Raw genomic sequence first — 16,150 nt, 5'->3', positions numbered from 1 at the left:
CCGTTCAGTGCTCCGTGCTCTGCGCTCCCTGCGCCGTGCGCCGCTACAGGCGGTCGCCGGGCTCGGGCGCGAGGTCGGTCTCGTTCTCCCAGCACTGCACGCCGGTGACGCCCGGCAGGCGGTCGCGGGTGAACACCGGGTCGCGCCCCTCCTTGCGCTGGGCGGTGTAGTCGCGCAGCAGCAGGAAGGCGATGCCCGCCAGCGGTGCGATCGCGATCAGGTTGACGGTGGCCATGACGCCCTGGAAGACGTCGGCCATGGTCCACACCAGGTCGAGCGGGGCGACCGAGCCCGCCAGCACCATGCCCAGCACCAGGACCCGGTAGCCGGCCATGACCCCGTTGGAGGCGGACATGAAGCGCAGGTTGGACTCGCCGTAGTAGTAGTTGCCCAGCACCGAGGTGAAGGCCAGCAGGAACAGGATGACGGTCAGCGCGTGCACGGCCCACACGCCCAGGTTGGCCTCCAGGGAGGCCTGGGTGAGCGAGGCGCCTTCGCGCTCGCCGTAGGCGGGATCGGCGATCAGCACGATGAAGGCGGTGATGGAGCAGATGAGCAGGGTGTCGAAGTAGACGCCCAGGGTCTGCACCAGGCCCTGCTTGACGGGGTGGCTGACGGCGGCGGTCGCCCCGGCGTTGGGCGCCGAGCCCAGGCCGGCCTCGTTGGAGAACATGCCGCGCCGCATGCCCTGCACGATGGCGGCGCCGATTCCGCCGGAGACGAACTCGCGCACACCGAAGGCGCCGGAGACGATGTCGCCGAGCACCCGCGGGATCTCTCCGAGGTTCATCGCGACCACGGCCAGGCCGATGACCAGGTAGGCCAGGGCCATGAACGGCACCAGGAGCTGGGCGACGTGGGCGATGCGGCGCACGCCGCCGAAGATGACCGCGCCGACCAGGACGGCCAGGGCGATCCCCACGCCCCAGAACAGGCCGGGGCCGGCATCGAGGCCGGCGGCCTCCGCGGAGGAGGAGATCGAGTCGGCGATGCTGTTGGCCTGCACCGAGTTGAAGATGAAGCCGAAGGTCAGCGTGATGACGACGGCGAAGACCAGGCCCATCCAGCGCGCGCGCAGGCCGAACTGCATGTAGTAGGCGGGCCCGCCGCGGAATCCGGCCCGGTCGCGCACCTTGTACAGCTGGGCCAGGGTGGACTCGACGAACGCGGCCGACCCCACGAGCAGGGCCATCAGCCACATCCAGAACACGGCCCCGGGGCCGCCGAGCGCGATGGCGGTGGCGACGCCGACGATGTTGCCGGTTCCCACCCGGGACGCGGCCGAGATGGCGAAGGCCTGGAAGGAGGAGATCGCCTTCTTCCCGTCGGCCGCCGCGGGCGGCTGCCCGCGCAGGACGCGGAACATCTCGGGGAAGAGGCGGACCTGTACGCCCCCCGAGCGCACCGTGAAGTACACGGCCGACAGGAGCAGGAAGGGGATGAGCAGGTAGCCCCAGAACACATCGTTCACGGAGACGATGGCGTCGTTCAGTGCGTCCACGCGGTGAACTTCTCCTTCAGGGCGGGCACGGCTCACCGCCCGGGGTCGCCGGGTGGAGGCGGTGCGGGCCGGCAGCGACGGTGCGGCCGCCCGGTGGGGAGGCCGCCGTGAGCGGCGGCCCCCGGATCCCCCGCGGGCGTCCACCGCTTCCATCTTGGGTGCGCGGCGGGATCGACCCGATCACCGACACGCAGAGCGACACGGGGTGACCCCGTGCACAGCAGACCTTACACCTAAATCAGACGTACCTCTCGCAGAGGCATGAACCACTCGTTTGCGCGGCCGCCGGTTACCGTGCCGGGGGCGGGGGAACCGCCTTCAGCACAGGTGTGCGTGGTTAGGAGCGGCCATGGACGGCGACGGCGCCTCCCATCTCGGGCGCGGACGCAGCTGGATCTGCGTCGCGCTGATGATCGCCGGGTTCTCCGGGGGCGGGGTGGCCCTGGCGCTGGGACCCGCGTGGGTCTGGGTGGCGGTGGGCGCCGTGGTGTTCCTGCTCGGGGGCTGCCTGGCGGTGGCGATGGGGATCATGGGCGACACCGTGACCGACGAGCAGGTCATCGGCGGTGCCCCGCCGAAGGGGGACGGCGGCCCTGAGCGGGCCGTCCCGGAGGCGGGCGGGGACGCCGCGGCCGGCGAAGCGGAGGAGGCGCAGGCGGCGGAGGCGCAGGCGGCGGAGGCGCAGGCGGCGGAGGCGCAGGCGGAGGAGCTGGGCCGCTTCTGCCTGGCGGCCATCCGACGGGAGTTCGGCCCGCCGGGCGCCTCCCCCGAGGGGGACCACCTCAGGTGGAGGGTGCAGGACGCCGTCTGGCGTCTGCGGGACCTCCCCCCGGAGGAGGGCGACCACGAGGACGCCCGCAGGAGCCTGGAGGAGGTCCGCCTCACCTGCCGGTCCTTCGGCTCCCGGGAGCGCTGAGGGGCCGGTGCGGCCGTCACCTGCCGCGCCTCAGAACCGTTCGTCCTCGCCTCGCTTCGGGCGCTCCACCTTGACCTGCGACCTCGTCGACGGCGGGAGCGGCGACCGTCGAGGACATCGCGATAGGGCGGCAGGACGCGCCTTTCCGCAGGGCGCACCCGTGCATGACCGCCAGTCGCCCGGACGAAGGACGGCCGGGCCGAAAGGCGATGCACGCCCTCCCGGCCCGGCCGCTTCGCACGGCCGCTCAGTCGCGGGGGCCGGAGCGGCGGGCGCCCTCCCGGCCCCCGCGGGGCCTGCGTCCGTTCCCCGGCCCGCTGCGGCGCGGGCCGCGCCGGGGACCGCGGCGGCGCGAGCGCTCGGGCTCGGGCGGCTCCACCCACGGCACCCCGGAGGGCTGCTGCGCCCCGGTCACCTCGGCGAGCAGGTCGTCACCGGGGTTGACCAGGTGCTGCTCGGCGTGGACCCCGGCCTCGCCCAGCAGGCGGCGCGCCGTGCGGCGCTGGTTGGGCTGGACGAGCGAGACCACGCGGCCCGACTCCCCCGCCCGGGCGGTGCGCCCGCCGCGGTGCAGGTAGTCCTTGTGCCCGTTGGGCAGGTCCACGTTGACGACCATGTCGATCCCGTCGACGTGGATGCCCCGCGCCGCCACGTCCGTGGCGACCAGGGCCTGGATGCGCCCGTCGCGGAACTTCGCCAGGGTCCTGGTGCGCACGCTCTGCGACTTGCCCCCGTGCAGCGACGCGGCGGGCACCCCGGCGGCGGCCAGCCGCTCGCTGATGGTGTCGGCCCGGTGCTTGCTGCGCACGAAGAGGATGGTCCGCCCGTCGCGGGCCGCGATCTCGGTGATGATGCGGTCCTTGTCCCGGGGCAGCACCCGGAGCAGGTGGTGGTCCATGGTCGCCACGCGCGCGGTGGGCGGGTCGACCGAGTGGGTCGCCGGGTCGTTCGTGTAGGCGCGCACGAGCTTGTCGACGTCGCCGTCCAGGGTGGCCGAGAACAGCAGCGTCTGGGCCTCGGGGCGCACCCGGTCGAGCAGGTCGCGGACCTGGGGCAGGAAGCCCATGTCGCACATCTGGTCGGCCTCGTCGAGCACGGAGGCCTCCACCGCCCCCAGGTCGCAGGCGCCCTGCTCGATCAGGTCGGTCAGCCGGCCCGGGGTGGCGACCAGCAGGTCGACGCCGCGTCTGAGCGCCGTGATCTGGCGCGAGTAGGGGGTGCCGCCGACGACGTCGGCGATGCGCGCGCCCACCGCGCGGGCGTAGGGCAGGAGCGATCCCCGTACCTGGTCGGCGAGCTCGCGGGTGGGCACCAGGACCAGCGCTCGGGGGCGCTTGGGGGCGGCCCGGCGGGCGGAGGCGCGCACCAGCAGCGGGAGCCCGAAGGCCAGGGTCTTGCCCGACCCGGTGCGACCGCAGCCCAGGACGTCGCGCCCGGCCAGGGCGTCGGGGATGGCGGCCGCCTGGATCGGGAACGGCCGGGTCACACCGTTGCGCTCCAGGGTCCGCACGAGCTCCTCGGGCAGGCCGAGTTCGTCGAACGCCGGGCGCGCGGCAGTGTCCGTCAAGTGACGTCTACCTTCCTCGTCGAAACGGCGACGTACCGAGGAAGGCCCGAACCGTGCGGGGCACGGTGGGGGCGACCGATCGAACGCGCCGGATGCCGCGCCTCAGTGCCGGGGGTCCGGCCGGGCGCCGAGCGGCCCGGCGCGCCGGATGCGCGCAGCGAAGATCGACCGCCGGGAGCAGCGTACTAGAACGCCCCCGGCCGCATGCCCCGCACCCCGGCCTGAGGAGGGGATCCCCACACCTATCCGCCCATCTGGGCCGCCATGGCGATCAGGCGCTCGGCCTGGGCCGCGCGTTCGGCCGCGCACTGCTCCTCGAGGCTCCGCCCGGGCGCCCCCTGGAGGAGTCCCTTGGTCGCCGAGGCCGCGCCGTGCGGAACCGCCAGCAGGGCGGCCACCAGGTCGTCGACGGCCGTGTCCAGCTCCCCGCCGGGCACCACCAGCTCGGCCAGGCGCAGCCGCTCGGCCTCGTCGGCGCCGACGGTGCGGGCGGTCAGGCACAGCTCCATGGCGCGCGGCAGCCCGACGATGTCGACCAGCGGCTTGGTCCCCGACAGGTCCGGCACCAGCCCCAGCGCCGGCTCCTTCATGCACAGCGCGGCGTCGTCGGCCAGCACCCGCAGGTCGCACGCCAGGGCGAGCTGGAAGCCCGCGCCGATCGCGTGCCCCTGGACCGCCGCCACCGACACGATGTCCGGGCGGCTCAGCCAGGTGAAGCCCTCCTGGTAGGCGGCGATGCCCGCGTCCAGGGCGGCGCGCCGCTCGGGGGCCTCTCCCACGTCGGCCATCAGGGAGCGCTCCCCGGGAACGCCCTCCGGGGAGAACATCGCCAGGTCGATCCCCGCGGAGAAGGACGGCCCGTCACCGGAGACCACGACGATACGGACACGCTCCGGAAGCGCCTGGCCGACATGGGCCAGCGCTTTCCAGGTGCGGCCGGTCATGGCGTTGCGGCGCTCGGGGCGGGCGAGCGCGATGCGCGCGACCTCGCCGTCGACCTCCAGGCGCAGCCCGGCCGCGCTCAGCTCCTCCCCGTCGGGAAGGACCGGTTCCTCCATGCCCACCTCCGCTGCTCGGCGCGCCCGCCCCACGCGGGCCCGCTCCGGGTCGGTGGACCACCGTATCCGCGCGGGCGCGCACGTCCGTGGCCGGGGCCCATATCCCCGGCCGCGCGCGGATCTCAGGTGCGGCGGGTCGCCCCGCCGCGGCCGCGCAGCGTGACGCCGGCCTCGGTGAGCAGGCGGTGGACGAAGCCGTAGGAACGTCCGGTGGCCGCTGCCAGGGAGCGGATGCTCTCCCCCGCGTCGTAGCGCTTCTTGAGTTCGGTGGCAAGCTCGGATCGCTCGGTGCCCGTCACACGCGTGCCCTTTCTCAAGGTCTCGGCCACGTCTACCTCCCGTGTTCTCGCGGCCAGTGGCGGGCGCCGCCCGCGGCCCGGGGACACCGGTGCGGTGTCCCCGGCGCCCGGCGCGGCGCCGGTGCCCATGATCAGCCATGCACCCGCCACTGGCCACCCCCCGGCGCGGGGCCGGAACGGGCCGGGACCGTGCGCCCCGTTGTGGTCAGCACAAAACCTGACCCGTATTGGGCCCGCCGTCAACGGCGGCGCGCCGGTGGGCCGGGGGCGGCCCGGTCGGCCGGGCCCGGGCCGACGTGGTCAGGCCAGCGTGATCAGGTCCTCGAACTCGGCGTTCCACATGTCCTCGACGCCGTCGGGCAGCAGGATGACCCGCTCGGGCGCCAGCGCCTCCACGGCGCCCTCGTCGTGGGTGACGAGCACGATCGCGCCCTTGTAGGCGCGCAGGGCGCCCAGGATCTCCTCCCGGCTGGCCGGGTCGAGGTTGTTGGTCGGCTCGTCCAGCAGCAGCACGTTGGCGCTGGAGACCACCAGCGCGGCCAGCGCCAGCCGGGTCTTCTCCCCGCCGGAGAGCACCCCGGCCGGCTTGTCCACGTCGTCGCCGCTGAACAGGAACGACCCCAGCACCCGGCGCGCCTCCACGTCCGGGAGGTCGGGCGCGGCGGCCATCATGTTCTCCAGCACGGTGCGGGAGGTGTCCAGGGTCTCGTGCTCCTGGGCGTAGTAGCCGAGCTTGAGCCCGTGCCCGGGCACCACCTCACCGGTGTCGGGCTCCTCCACCCCCGCCAGCATCCGCAGCAGGGTGGTCTTCCCGGCGCCGTTGAGGCCCAGCACCACGACCCGGCTGCCCCGGTCGATGGCCAGGTCGACCCCGGAGAAGACCTCCAGCGAGCCGTAGGACTTGGACAGCCCCTTGGCGCTGAGCGGCGTGCGGCCGCTGGGCGCCGGGTCGGGGAAGCGCAGCTTGGCGACCCGGTCGGCGACCCGCTGGCCCTGCACCGACTCCATGATGCGCTCGGCGCGGTTGGCCATCTGCTGCGCGGCCCGCGCCTTGGTGGCCTTGGCCCGGAACCGGTCGGCCTGCTTCATCAGCGCCCCGGCCTGCTTCTCGGCGTTGGCCTGCTCGCGGCGGCGGCGCCGCTCGTCGGCCTCGCGCTGCTCCTGGTAGGCCTTCCACCCCATGTTGTAGACGTCGATGACGCAGCGGTTGGCGTCCAGGTAGAACACCTTGTTCACCACGTCCTCGACCAGGTCCACGTCGTGGCTGATCACGATCAGCCCGCCCTGGTGGGCCTTGAGGAAGTCGCGCAGCCACACGATGGAGTCGCCGTCGAGGTGGTTGGTGGGCTCGTCCAGCAGCAGCGTGTCGGCCCCGCTGAACAGGATCCGCGCCAGCTCGATGCGGCGCCGCTGGCCGCCGGAGAGGGTGCCCAGCGGCTGGTCGAGGATGCGCTGCTCCAGGCCGAGGCTGTTCGCCATCGCCGCCGCCTCGGACTCGGCGGCGTAGCCGCCCATGACGTGCAGCTCCTCGTCGGCCCGGGCGTAGGCGCGCACCGCCTTGTCGCGCACCTTGGGGTCGTCGCTGCCCATCCGCTCCTCGGCGCGGCGCAGCCGGCGCAGGGCGTCGTCGATGCCGCGGGCCGACAGGATGCGGTCGCGCGCGATCTCCTCGGGGTCGGTGGCGCGGGGATCCTGCGGGAGGTAGCCGAGGGTCCCCGACACCGACACCGTCCCGTCCGCCGGGGCGCCCTCCCCCGCCAGGACCTTGGTCAGGGTGGTCTTGCCCGCCCCGTTGCGCCCCACCAGCCCGATCCGGTCGCCCTCGGCGACGCGCAGCGAGGTGGGTTCGAGCAGGAGGCGGGGGCCGACTCTCAGTTCCAGGCCGGAAGCAGTGAGCATGGAGCGGGTGTCCTTATCGCGAATCTGAAGGCGTGCGTGGGACGGCGCGGCAGGGGCGGTGCGCCCTCGACCCGTGGGGACGGGGAGGGCCGCCGGGGCGCGTCAACCGGGAATGGGGAAAGGCACCCGGCCAGGGTAACCGACCCCCTACCGCTCCACTTCCGATTTCTCGGCGGGCCGGGCGGGGGCGGACCCGTTCCCGGCGCTCCCCGGGACGTAACGCCCGGAGGCCTCGGATCCTTCCCCGCCGCCGGACCGCGGCACGGACGCCTGCCCGCCGGCACCGTCGTGTTCCGCGCCCTCCTCCGCGGCCCCTTCGGCGGCCTGCTCGGCGGCCTGCGGCTCGCTGAAGGGGCGGTCGCGCAGGAGCGCCGCGAGCACCGCCGCCACGGGTGTGGCGAGGAACATCCCGACCACGCCGCCGATGATGCTGCCCATGCTGATGGCGACCAGGACCACCGCGGCCGGCAGGTCGAGCGCCATGCCGTAGACGCGGGGGGCGAAGACGTGGCTCTCCAGCTGCTGGACGATCAGCACGATCGCCAGGACCACCAGCGCGATCAGCGGCCCCTCGGTGACGAAGGCGACCGCGGTGGCCAGCAGCCCGCTGATGAACGCGCCGACGATCGGCAGGAAGGCGCCGATGAAGGTGAGCACCACCAGGGGGATGGCCAGGGTCGGGTCGATCAGGAAGAACAGCGGGAGGCCGATGCCGACCGCGTCGATCAGGCCGACGGTGGCCACGCCGCGCACGTAGCGGCCCATCACCCCGTAGGCGACGTCGCCGGTGGCCTTGACCGGGCGCCGCGAGCCCGCCGGGAGCAGGCCCTGGAGCCACGCGACCAGCCGGTCGCCCGAGTGCACGAAGTAGACGGTCAGCACCAGGATGAGCACCAGGCCCAGCAGGAGCTCCAGCACGGCGGTGCCGGCGGTCCACACCCCGGTCATCAGCTGCTCGCGGTTGTCGGCCAGCAGGTTGCTCAGCTCCTGGTCGGCCGAGTCCATGATCTGGGAGACCAGGGCCGGGTGCAGGCCCAGCCCGGTGGCGATGTCGCGCACGCTCTCGGCGGCCTCGCCCAGGCTGTCCATCAGGCCGCCGAACCCGGAGACCGCCGGCTGCACGATCAGCGTCACCACGCCGCCGAGCACGATGAGCGAGCCGATGCACGTGACGGCGGTCGAGGACCCGCGCCCCATCCCCTTGCGCCGCATCCAGTTGGTGGGCGGCATCAGCAGGGCGGTGAGGAAGACCGCGAGGATGATGGGGACGGTGATCACGCTCAGGTAGCCCACCGCCCACAGCAGCAGGGCCACCACGACGCCGAGGAGGAGGGTGCGCCAGGCGGCGTCGCTGAGCCGCCGGAACAGGTCGCCCTCAGGCGGATCGGAGGCCCGGACGGCCTCGGCGGGCTCGGCCGCGGGCTCGGGCGCCTGCGGCTCTTCCCCCGCGGTCCCGGCCCGGCGCGCGGCGCGCCGGAGTCTGCTGAAGGACCACTGGCCGGGCCGCTTCATCCACACATCGTCCCCTTCCGCTGTCGTCGTCACCATTGTGGAGGCGGTCCGCGCATGCCCTCGCCGTCGCCGCGGGCGCGGGCGCCCTCAGAACTTCCACGGGTCGCGCGCCTGATCGCTGGCCACGATCTCATTGCCGAACGGCGCCAGCGCCACGGGGATCATCTTCAGGGAGGCCCACGCCATGGGGATGCCGATGATCGTCACCGCCAGGCCGACCGCGGTGGCGACGTGGCCGATCACCAGCCACCACCCGGCGACGATCAGCCAGATCACGTTGCCCAGGGTGCTCCCGCCGCCGGCGCCGGAGCGCTTGGTGATGGTCCTGCCGAAGGGCCACAGGGCGTAGTTGGCCATGCGGAAGGAGGCGATGCCGAAGGGGATGGTCACGATCAGCACACAGCAGATCAGACCGGCGATCGCGTAGCCGATGGCGAGCCAGAGCCCCGCCACGACCAGCCAGATGATGTTGAGAATGAACCTGAGCAGCGCCACAGCCGCTCCCCGCCTTCCGCTTTCTCCGTCGTCTCCGCGCCGCCTGCGGACCCCGTCCGCCGGGCGGCGCCGTCCTGCTCATCGTCACGTATGACGCCTCTGTCCGCGGGGACGTTCCTGTACGCGCCCCGGTGTCTCCCCTGATTCCGCGCGTTGTCCCCTTAGGGGCCGGGCGCGGTATCGTCGGTGGGGCGAAAGCGTGCAGGCCCGTCCAAAGGGGGTGCGGCGATGCGGATCGAGAAGCGTGGGCACGCCTGTGTCCGCCTGGCCCACGGCGGCGGGACGCTGGTCATCGACCCCGGCGGCTTCAGCGAGCCGGACGCGGCCGTGGGCGCCGACGCGGTCGCGATCACCCACGAGCACGCCGACCACTTCGACACCGACCGCCTCCACGCCGCCCTGAAGGCCAACCCGGACCTGGAGATCCACACCCACGCCGGGATCGCCGAGCGACTGGGGCCGCTGGCCGACCTCGGGGCGCGGGTCGTGGCGCACGCGCACGGCGACACCGCCCGGATCGCCGGGTTCGACGTGCACGTCTACGGCGAGCGGCACGCGGTCATCCACCCCGACATTCCGGTCATCACGAACATCGGGTTCCGGGTCGAGAGTCCGTCGGGCGCGGTGTTCCACCCGGGCGACGCCCTGACCGTGCCCGAGGACCCGGTCTCCACGCTGCTGGTCCCGGTGCACGCCCCCTGGTCCAAGACCGCCGAGGTGGTCGACTACCTGCGGGCGGCCTCTCCCCGTGCGGCCCTGGCGATCCACGACGGACTGCTCAACGACACCGGCGCCGCGGTGGTCGCCCGGCTCATCGGAGAGCTGGCCCCCGACGTCGACTACGCCCGCCTGGAGCCGGGCCAGGGGCGCGATCTGGACTGACGTCCACCCCTACCCACTGCGCCCTGGTCTAGACCGGAATGTGATCCGAACATCAGGGATCCCCCCTAGGCACGGCCCGAAATCCCTCATACGATGTTCCACATCCGGCTCAACGGGCCGGATCTCGCAATCCGTCACCGACTCGGGCAGAGGCCCGGCCTCGGGACGCGGCCCTTCCGGTTTCGGTAACGGTTCAGCGAGGAAATTCCCCGCCCCCCGTGCACGAGCGGGAACGGGGATGGCATGATTACGTACCGGCCCGCTGGGAGGGCTCCAGCACCTCCCCGGCCGTTCACGTGAGCGCCTGCCGGCCTCGTCGGTCTTCTGCGCCTTCCGTGGTCTCCACCACTCCGGGAACACCGAAGCGACGCATGCCGTTACGCATGCCGGGCTCTCACGGCCGCACGACCGTGTTCTAGCAACCCTTGCTGTCCAACAGCTTACTAGCGATTCAACAGAGGTGGTTCAACCATGTCTCAGGTACGTCGGCAGGCCGCGCTGCGCCCCCGCCCGAGCTGGGGGTGGCAGGATGCCGCCGCGTGCCGGGGCGAAGACCTCGTGCTGTTCTTCGGCCCGGATGGCGAGCGCCAGCCGGAGCGGGAGATCCGCGAGCGCAAGGCCAAGGAGATCTGTGCCCAGTGCCCGGTCCGTACCGAGTGTCTCGACTACGCGATCTCGCGTCCTGAGAAGTACGGAACCTGGGGCGGTCTGAACGAGGACGAGCGCGCTTCCGAGCGCCGGCGCCGTATGCGCCGCGCGAACGCCGCCGCCTGACCGCTTCCCCCACACGGCCCGGCCAGACTGAGCGACCGTCCCCCCGCGGCGCTGGAACGGCAGGAGTCCTTTGGCGGCCCCGGCCCCGCTGATGCGGCCCGAATAACCCGAGGCGCCCCGACGGTACACGTCGAGGGCGCCTCGGGTTTTTCCATGTCCGGCCACCAGGTCAGCGCGGCCGCCGTACCCGCGGACGGGCATCGCCGGAGCCCCTGCGGGCTCCGTCCGCCCGGAGGGCGGCGGAAACGAATCGCCGTCGGCCGGCACGAATCGTCGTGGATCGATACCGAGGAAGGCCGGGAGAGGCGTCACGATTCCCGCGGATCCCGCGTACGCGGAACCGCCCCCGCCGGCACGGGACCGACGCGGCACGCAAAGAGGCGCGCCGGTATCGGCATCGATCGTTCAAAGAACGAACCGGAGCCGCACCGAAGCGTCACCGGAATGCGACCCGCCTTCGCGCCGGGACGACAGCCCATTCGGCGGCCCGTATCGCAGGCCCGGAATCCGGCTCCGATCCCGGGAGAAGGGGCCCCTTCCCACCCTGGGATACGGCCATCCGTTGGGCACCGACCAGGGCCGTCTCCCGGTCGTGTCCGCCGGCGTGGTGGAACTCTCGGCCGCGTCCTTGTGAGCGGTGCGACCGCTGCGGCGCCATCGGCGGCCCCGCCCCGGTGCGCGCCCGCTCCTCGCCGTTGATCTCGGGAAAGTCGGGGTAATCCTCGCCGGTATTACCCCGACTTTCCCGAGATCAACAAGGGTGTCGATGCGGGCGGCCGGGGCCCGCAGGGTTCCACCACGCCAGCGGACACGACCCGGTCCCGGGGTACGTCCGTCGGGGCGGTGGGACCGGCCGCCCTCGCCAGGCGCCCGACGGGCGTCTCCCGTGGCCGATGGGGGACTTTCGAGTGCTCCGCCCTCTTTCCCCAAGAAAACGCGACCTACCCGGCTCATCCTTTTCCTCCGGATGTGCGGAGCCGTGGACCTTGGCCGTCCGTTCTCGTCCGGATCCGGCCCCAGGAATCGGGGGCGGCGCCCCGCCGCGCTCAGAGGTGCCGGTCGAACCAGTCGGCGGCGGCCTCCCCCGCGAGGCGCCCCTCGGCGGTTCCCCCCAGAAGCCCCTCGGCGCCGGGTGCGGTGCGCAGTTCGACCGGTCCGCCCATCCGCCCGGCGGCCCACTCGCTCAGCTCCCAGACGAAGGACTCCCCGCCCGGGACCATCACCAGCACCGGGACGCGCACCCCCGGCAGCTCCTCGCCGGCCAGGTCGATCCGGCCGCCGAGCACGGCGAGCGCCCCCACCGTGCGCGGCATGCGCGCCGCCGCGGCCGGGGCCGCATGGGCCGCCGCGCCGGCGCCGAAGACCCCCACCGCCCCCGTGGTCCCGGTCGCACTGCGCAGCCACTCGACCGCCCGCACCAGGCGCTCGCCCAGCTCGTCGGGGCCGATGTCGGGCACCCCCTGCGCGGCCTCCCACTCCTGGGGCGTGCACAGGTCCAGGGCGAGCGTGGCGTACCCGGCCTCGTGGAGGGTGTCGGCCGCGGCCCTGTTCTGGGCGTGCGCGCGCCCGTGCCCGAGGGCCACCACAGCGGCGCCGCGCACGGTCTCGGGCACCGTGAAGTCCCCGTCGAGCCCGATCTCTCCGGCGGTGATGCGCACCGGCCGCACCGGCGGCCGACCCCCCGCGCGCTCCTCCAGCAGGGCGGCGACGTCGGCCTCGGTGGGCCGCTCGTAGTCCCGGTACCACTCCCCCACCGCGTGGAAGTTGTCGGGCGCGGTGAGCACGACGATCTCGTCGGCCTCGCCGCGCAGCGCGGCCACGGCCGACTGCGCCGCCACCGGGACGGCCAGCACGAGGCGGGCCGGCCGGTGCCGGCGCACCCACCGCAGTGCGGCGCGCGCCGTGGCGCCGGTGGTCACCCCCTCGTCGACGACCACCACGTCGCGCCCGGCGACCGGCGCGCCCGGGCGGCCGCCGCGGTAGGCCTTGAGCATCCGGTCCAGTTCCTGGCGCTCGCTGCGCACCGCGCGGGAGAGCTCCTCCCGGGCGGCTCTGCGCCGGGCCAGCTCGGAGTCGTCGAAGACCACGCCCCCGTCCTCGGTGACCGCCCCGACCGGGGCGCGCCCCGCCGCCCCCTGGAGGGTCAGCCGGCGCACCACGAGCACGTCGAGGGGAAGGTCCAGGGCGCGGGCGAGCTCCGCCCCGACGGCCACCCCGCCCGGAGGCAGGGCGAGGACCACGGGGTCGGTCCGCAGGAGCGGGCGGACCCGCTCGGCGAGGCCGCGTCCGGCGGCGGAGCGGTCGGCGAACGGCAGCGATACGGGTACCGGGCTCATGATCGCCTCTCCCGGATGCGGTGGCGAAGTGCGGTGGAGATACCCGTTCCCAGGCGTCACCCAACATCGCGGGACGATCCGGCCCGATCACGGACGTCCCCGACGGCACGGTCCGCCCCCTGGAGCCGCGCGGCTCGCCGCCTCAGTCTCAGTGCTCGCGTCTCGCCGGGCGACGGCAGGTGTCGCGGACGGGCGGCCCCGGCACGGCCGGAACGGGACGGCGAACGGACGGCTCTCCGCCTTCTGCGGCCGCACGGTGCTCAGATGCCCGCGGTCTTCCTGAAGTCGTTCTCCAGCACCCCCATGATGAGGGCGTCGTGGCGGCGCCCCTCCCACAGCAGTGCGTCGCGCAGGCGGCCCTCGACGGCGAAGCCGCAGGAGCGGTACACCGCGATCGCCCGCATGTTGAAGGCGTACACCTCCAGCCAGACACGGTGCAGGTGGATCCGCTCGAAGGCGTACTCCAAGAGCAGCCGGGTGGCCTCGCGGCCCAGCCCCTGCCCGGTGAACTCGATCGCGGAGAGGGCGATGCGGTAGGAGGCGGTCTCGTTGTCGGGGTCGACGTCCATCAGGGCGAGTTCGCCGACGTAGCGCCCCTCGGGGTGGGCGATGATCGCGAGGTCGAGCCGGTCCTCCCGGTCGGAGCGGGAGGCGCACCACTGGGCCGCCTCCTCGTAGCCGATTCTGCGGTGCGTTCCGGTGAGCCTGCGGATCTCGTCGTCCTGGGCGGAGGCGTAGAAGTCGTCGACGTGCTCCTCCGCCAGCGGCACGAGGCGGACCCGCTCTCCGGTGAGGGTGGGCTTCTCACGCAGCGCACTCAAGTCGATCATCGGTCGGGACTCCGGTCGTCGAGGGGGTCGGCACGTGCCGGGTGAGCGGGGCTCCGGCTGATCGGGGGATAGCGTCGATGAGTCGGCGATTTCGGCCAGAAGATCATATGTAAGGCGCCGGAGCGCCTCGGCGCAACCCCCGAGGTCAACGGTGCGTAGCAGGGACATGACCGCACGCGATCGATACGGAGGCCCGATGGAGTCGCAGCGCCGCGCGGACGAGGAGGCCCCTCCGGGCCGTGGACCCGCGCGAGCGCGCGCCGCCGTCTTCGCGCTCTTCGCGGTCAACGGCTACGCCTACACCAACGTGGTGCCGTGGCTGCCCACCGTCAAGGCGGACCTGGACCTGTCCAACGCCGCCCTGGGGGCGGCCGTCGCGGCCATGCCGACCGGGGCGCTGGCCACGGGCATGCTCGCCGGCCCGCTCATCGCGCGCTTCGGCAGCGGACGGGTGGCCGCGGCCGCCGGCGTCCTGACGGCGCTGGTTCTGCCCGCGGCGGCCGCCGCCCCCGGGTGGTGGGCGTTCGCCCTGGTCCTGTTCGCGCTCGGCGCCCTGGACGCCTGGATGGACGCGGCCATGAACACGCACGGGCTGCGGGTCCAGCGCCGGTACGGGCGCAGCATCATCAACGGGTTCCACGCGGCGTGGAGCATCGCGGCGGTCTGCGGCGGCCTGACCGGGGCGTCGATGGCCGGCGCCGGCCTGGGGATGGGACCGCACCTGTCGCTGGTGGCGGTGGTGCTCGCGGCGGCGTCGCTGTGGGCGGTGCGCAACCTGCTCCCGGGGCCCGACGGGGCCGAGCGCGGCGAGGAGGCGCCGTCCGGGGACGGCGCGCGGGAGCGCTTCCGCACGGCGGCCGCGGCGCTGCGCGGGGCGGCGCTCCCGCTGCTGGCACTGAGCATGCTGCTGATCGGCGCCTCCGCGGTGGAGGACTCGGCGGCCTCGTGGGGCGCGGTGTTCATGGCGGGCGAGCGCGGGGCCGGGGCGTTCCTGGCGGCCCTTCCCTTCGTGGCCTGCCAGGCGATGATGACCGTGGGACGGCTGACCGGCGACCGGGTCACCGACCGCTTCGGCGCGGTCGCGACCGCCCGCGCCGGCGGGGCGGTGTCGGCCGCGGGGATGGCGGTGGCGTTGCTGGTGCCCTTCCCCGCGGCCTCGGTGGCCGGTTTCGGCCTCCTGGGGCTGGGGGTGGCGACGATGTACCCGCTGACCCTCGCTGCCGCCGGCGACGTCCCCGGGGTGCGCAGCGGCGACGGGGTGACGGTGGTCGGGTGGCTGGGACGGCTCGGCTTCCTGGCCTTCCCGCCGACGGTGGGCGCCCTGGCGGACGCCTGGTCGCTCACCTCGGCCCTGTGGCTGGTGGCCGGGGCGGCCGTGGCGTGCACGGTTCTGGCCCCGGCCCTCCGGCCACGCGCGAACGCCTGACCCGCCGGGGCGCCGGAGGCGGGGGCGGGTCCGTGCGGATGGGCGGGGCAGGAGCGGCGGTCGGCCGCCTTCGATGGCGGACGCCGAAGGGGCCCGGACCGCTGTGCGGTCCGGGCCCCCGTCATGCCGTGCACACGCCGTTAGGCGAGCGGGGCCGGAGCCTCCTTGCGGCGGCTGGCGTAGATCGTCAGCGCGCCCAGGCCGGTGGCCAGGACGCCGCCGAGGACGAAGCCGTCCATGTCGCTCACGCCGGTCACCGGGAGCTCCTCGGGCTCGTCATCGTCGGACTCCTCCGAGTCGTCCGAGTCGCCGGAACCGTCGGAGTCGTCGGAGTCGGACGAGCCGTTCGAGTCGCCGTCGTCGGGGGCGCCGCCCTCATCCGCGGGCGGAGGGGTCGGGTCGCCCGGGCCGGGAGCGTTACCGTCGTCACCGGGGTCCTGGCCGCCGCCGGAACCGCCGTCACCGCCGCCGCCGGAACCATCGTCACCGCCGCCGCCGGAACCGCCGTCACCGCCGCCGCCGGAACCATCGTCACCGCCGCCGCCGGAACCATCGTCACCGCCGCCGCCGGAACCGCCGTCACCGCCGCCGCCGGAACCATCGTCACCGCCGCCGCCGGAACCGCCGTCACCGTCACCGGGGTCTTCGTCGAACA

The 16,150-nt window shown here is 74.0% G+C and carries 14 protein-coding genes; 4 read left to right on the top strand and 10 right to left on the bottom strand.

All coding sequences use genetic code 11. The annotated features are described in order from the left end of the window. Nucleotides 1-43: 43 nt before the first annotated feature. A complete protein-coding gene (locus C892_RS0113375) occupies nucleotides 44-1,501 on the bottom strand; it encodes an alanine/glycine:cation symporter family protein (RefSeq protein WP_017557629.1) in 1,458 nt (485 codons plus the stop codon). Between the two features lie 349 nt (nucleotides 1,502-1,850). Between C892_RS0113375 and C892_RS31810 the strand changes: the two genes are divergently transcribed. Then, nucleotides 1,851-2,417 carry a hypothetical protein gene (locus C892_RS31810; protein WP_017557628.1) on the top strand — a complete coding sequence of 189 codons (567 nt, stop codon included), beginning with the start codon at nucleotides 1,851-1,853 and terminating at the stop codon, nucleotides 2,415-2,417. A gap of 247 nt (nucleotides 2,418-2,664) precedes the next feature. Here C892_RS31810 and C892_RS0113365 read toward each other — a convergent pair whose 3' ends face one another. The 6 genes from C892_RS0113365 to C892_RS0113335 all read right to left on the bottom strand — a co-directional run bounded on the left by C892_RS0113365 (nucleotide 2,665) and on the right by C892_RS0113335 (nucleotide 9,247). Next, on the bottom strand, nucleotides 2,665-3,984 hold the full coding sequence (locus tag C892_RS0113365; RefSeq protein WP_017557627.1) for a DEAD/DEAH box helicase: 1,320 nt from the start codon (nucleotides 3,982-3,984) through the stop codon (nucleotides 2,665-2,667). A gap of 242 nt (nucleotides 3,985-4,226) precedes the next feature. Continuing rightward, on the bottom strand, nucleotides 4,227-5,042 hold the full coding sequence (locus C892_RS0113355) for an enoyl-CoA hydratase/isomerase family protein (RefSeq protein ID WP_017557626.1): 816 nt from the start codon (nucleotides 5,040-5,042) through the stop codon (nucleotides 4,227-4,229). A gap of 122 nt (nucleotides 5,043-5,164) precedes the next feature. Next, nucleotides 5,165-5,371, bottom strand: a complete 207-nt coding sequence (locus C892_RS0113350) for a helix-turn-helix domain-containing protein (protein ID WP_026124337.1) — start codon at nucleotides 5,369-5,371, stop codon at nucleotides 5,165-5,167. A gap of 270 nt (nucleotides 5,372-5,641) precedes the next feature. Then, complete coding sequence (locus tag C892_RS0113345) at nucleotides 5,642-7,240, bottom strand: ABC-F family ATP-binding cassette domain-containing protein (RefSeq protein WP_017557625.1); 1,599 nt, start codon at nucleotides 7,238-7,240, stop codon at nucleotides 5,642-5,644. 147 nt (nucleotides 7,241-7,387) lie between these two features. Beyond that, nucleotides 7,388-8,752, bottom strand: coding sequence for an AI-2E family transporter (locus tag C892_RS0113340; RefSeq protein WP_040685416.1), 1,365 nt, complete (start codon nucleotides 8,750-8,752; stop codon nucleotides 7,388-7,390). 87 nt (nucleotides 8,753-8,839) lie between these two features. Next, nucleotides 8,840-9,247: a YccF domain-containing protein gene (locus C892_RS0113335; protein WP_017541198.1), complete on the bottom strand. Its 408-nt coding sequence runs from the start codon at nucleotides 9,245-9,247 to the stop codon at nucleotides 8,840-8,842. A gap of 228 nt (nucleotides 9,248-9,475) precedes the next feature. Between C892_RS0113335 and C892_RS0113330 the strand changes: the two genes are divergently transcribed. Both C892_RS0113330 and C892_RS0113325 read left to right on the top strand, forming a co-directional pair. Continuing rightward, on the top strand, nucleotides 9,476-10,129 hold the full coding sequence (locus tag C892_RS0113330) for an MBL fold metallo-hydrolase (protein WP_017557623.1): 654 nt from the start codon (nucleotides 9,476-9,478) through the stop codon (nucleotides 10,127-10,129). 471 nt (nucleotides 10,130-10,600) lie between these two features. Beyond that, nucleotides 10,601-10,903, top strand: a complete 303-nt coding sequence (locus C892_RS0113325; protein ID WP_270681446.1) for a WhiB family transcriptional regulator — start codon at nucleotides 10,601-10,603, stop codon at nucleotides 10,901-10,903. A gap of 1,046 nt (nucleotides 10,904-11,949) precedes the next feature. On the opposite strand, the gene C892_RS0113320 is transcribed toward C892_RS0113325, so the two are convergent. Both C892_RS0113320 and C892_RS0113315 read right to left on the bottom strand, forming a co-directional pair. Further along, a complete protein-coding gene (locus C892_RS0113320) occupies nucleotides 11,950-13,239 on the bottom strand; it encodes a phosphoribosyltransferase family protein (protein WP_017557622.1) in 1,290 nt (429 codons plus the stop codon). 260 nt (nucleotides 13,240-13,499) lie between these two features. Then, the gene (locus C892_RS0113315; protein ID WP_017557621.1) at nucleotides 13,500-14,069 is read right to left on the bottom strand and encodes a GNAT family N-acetyltransferase; all 570 of its coding nucleotides are present in this window, start codon (nucleotides 14,067-14,069) and stop codon (nucleotides 13,500-13,502) included. A 196-nt stretch (nucleotides 14,070-14,265) separates the two neighbouring features. Here C892_RS0113315 and C892_RS0113310 point away from each other — a divergent pair, with 196 nt between their 5' ends. After that, the gene (locus tag C892_RS0113310; RefSeq protein WP_017557620.1) at nucleotides 14,266-15,495 is read left to right on the top strand and encodes an MFS transporter; all 1,230 of its coding nucleotides are present in this window, start codon (nucleotides 14,266-14,268) and stop codon (nucleotides 15,493-15,495) included. Nucleotides 15,496-15,635: 140 nt separating this feature from the next. On the opposite strand, the gene C892_RS31325 is transcribed toward C892_RS0113310, so the two are convergent. Then, nucleotides 15,636-16,150, bottom strand: a 515-nt coding sequence (locus tag C892_RS31325) for an LPXTG cell wall anchor domain-containing protein (RefSeq protein WP_017557619.1), incomplete at its 5' end; no start/stop codon positions are given.

Origin of the sequence: Nocardiopsis baichengensis YIM 90130 (assembly GCF_000341205.1) — a bacterium.
Taxonomy (GTDB): Bacteria; Actinomycetota; Actinomycetes; order Streptosporangiales; family Streptosporangiaceae; genus Nocardiopsis_A; species Nocardiopsis_A halophila.
The sequence above is the reverse complement of the archived record's forward strand: the minus strand, read 5'-3'. Positions and strand labels throughout refer to the sequence as shown.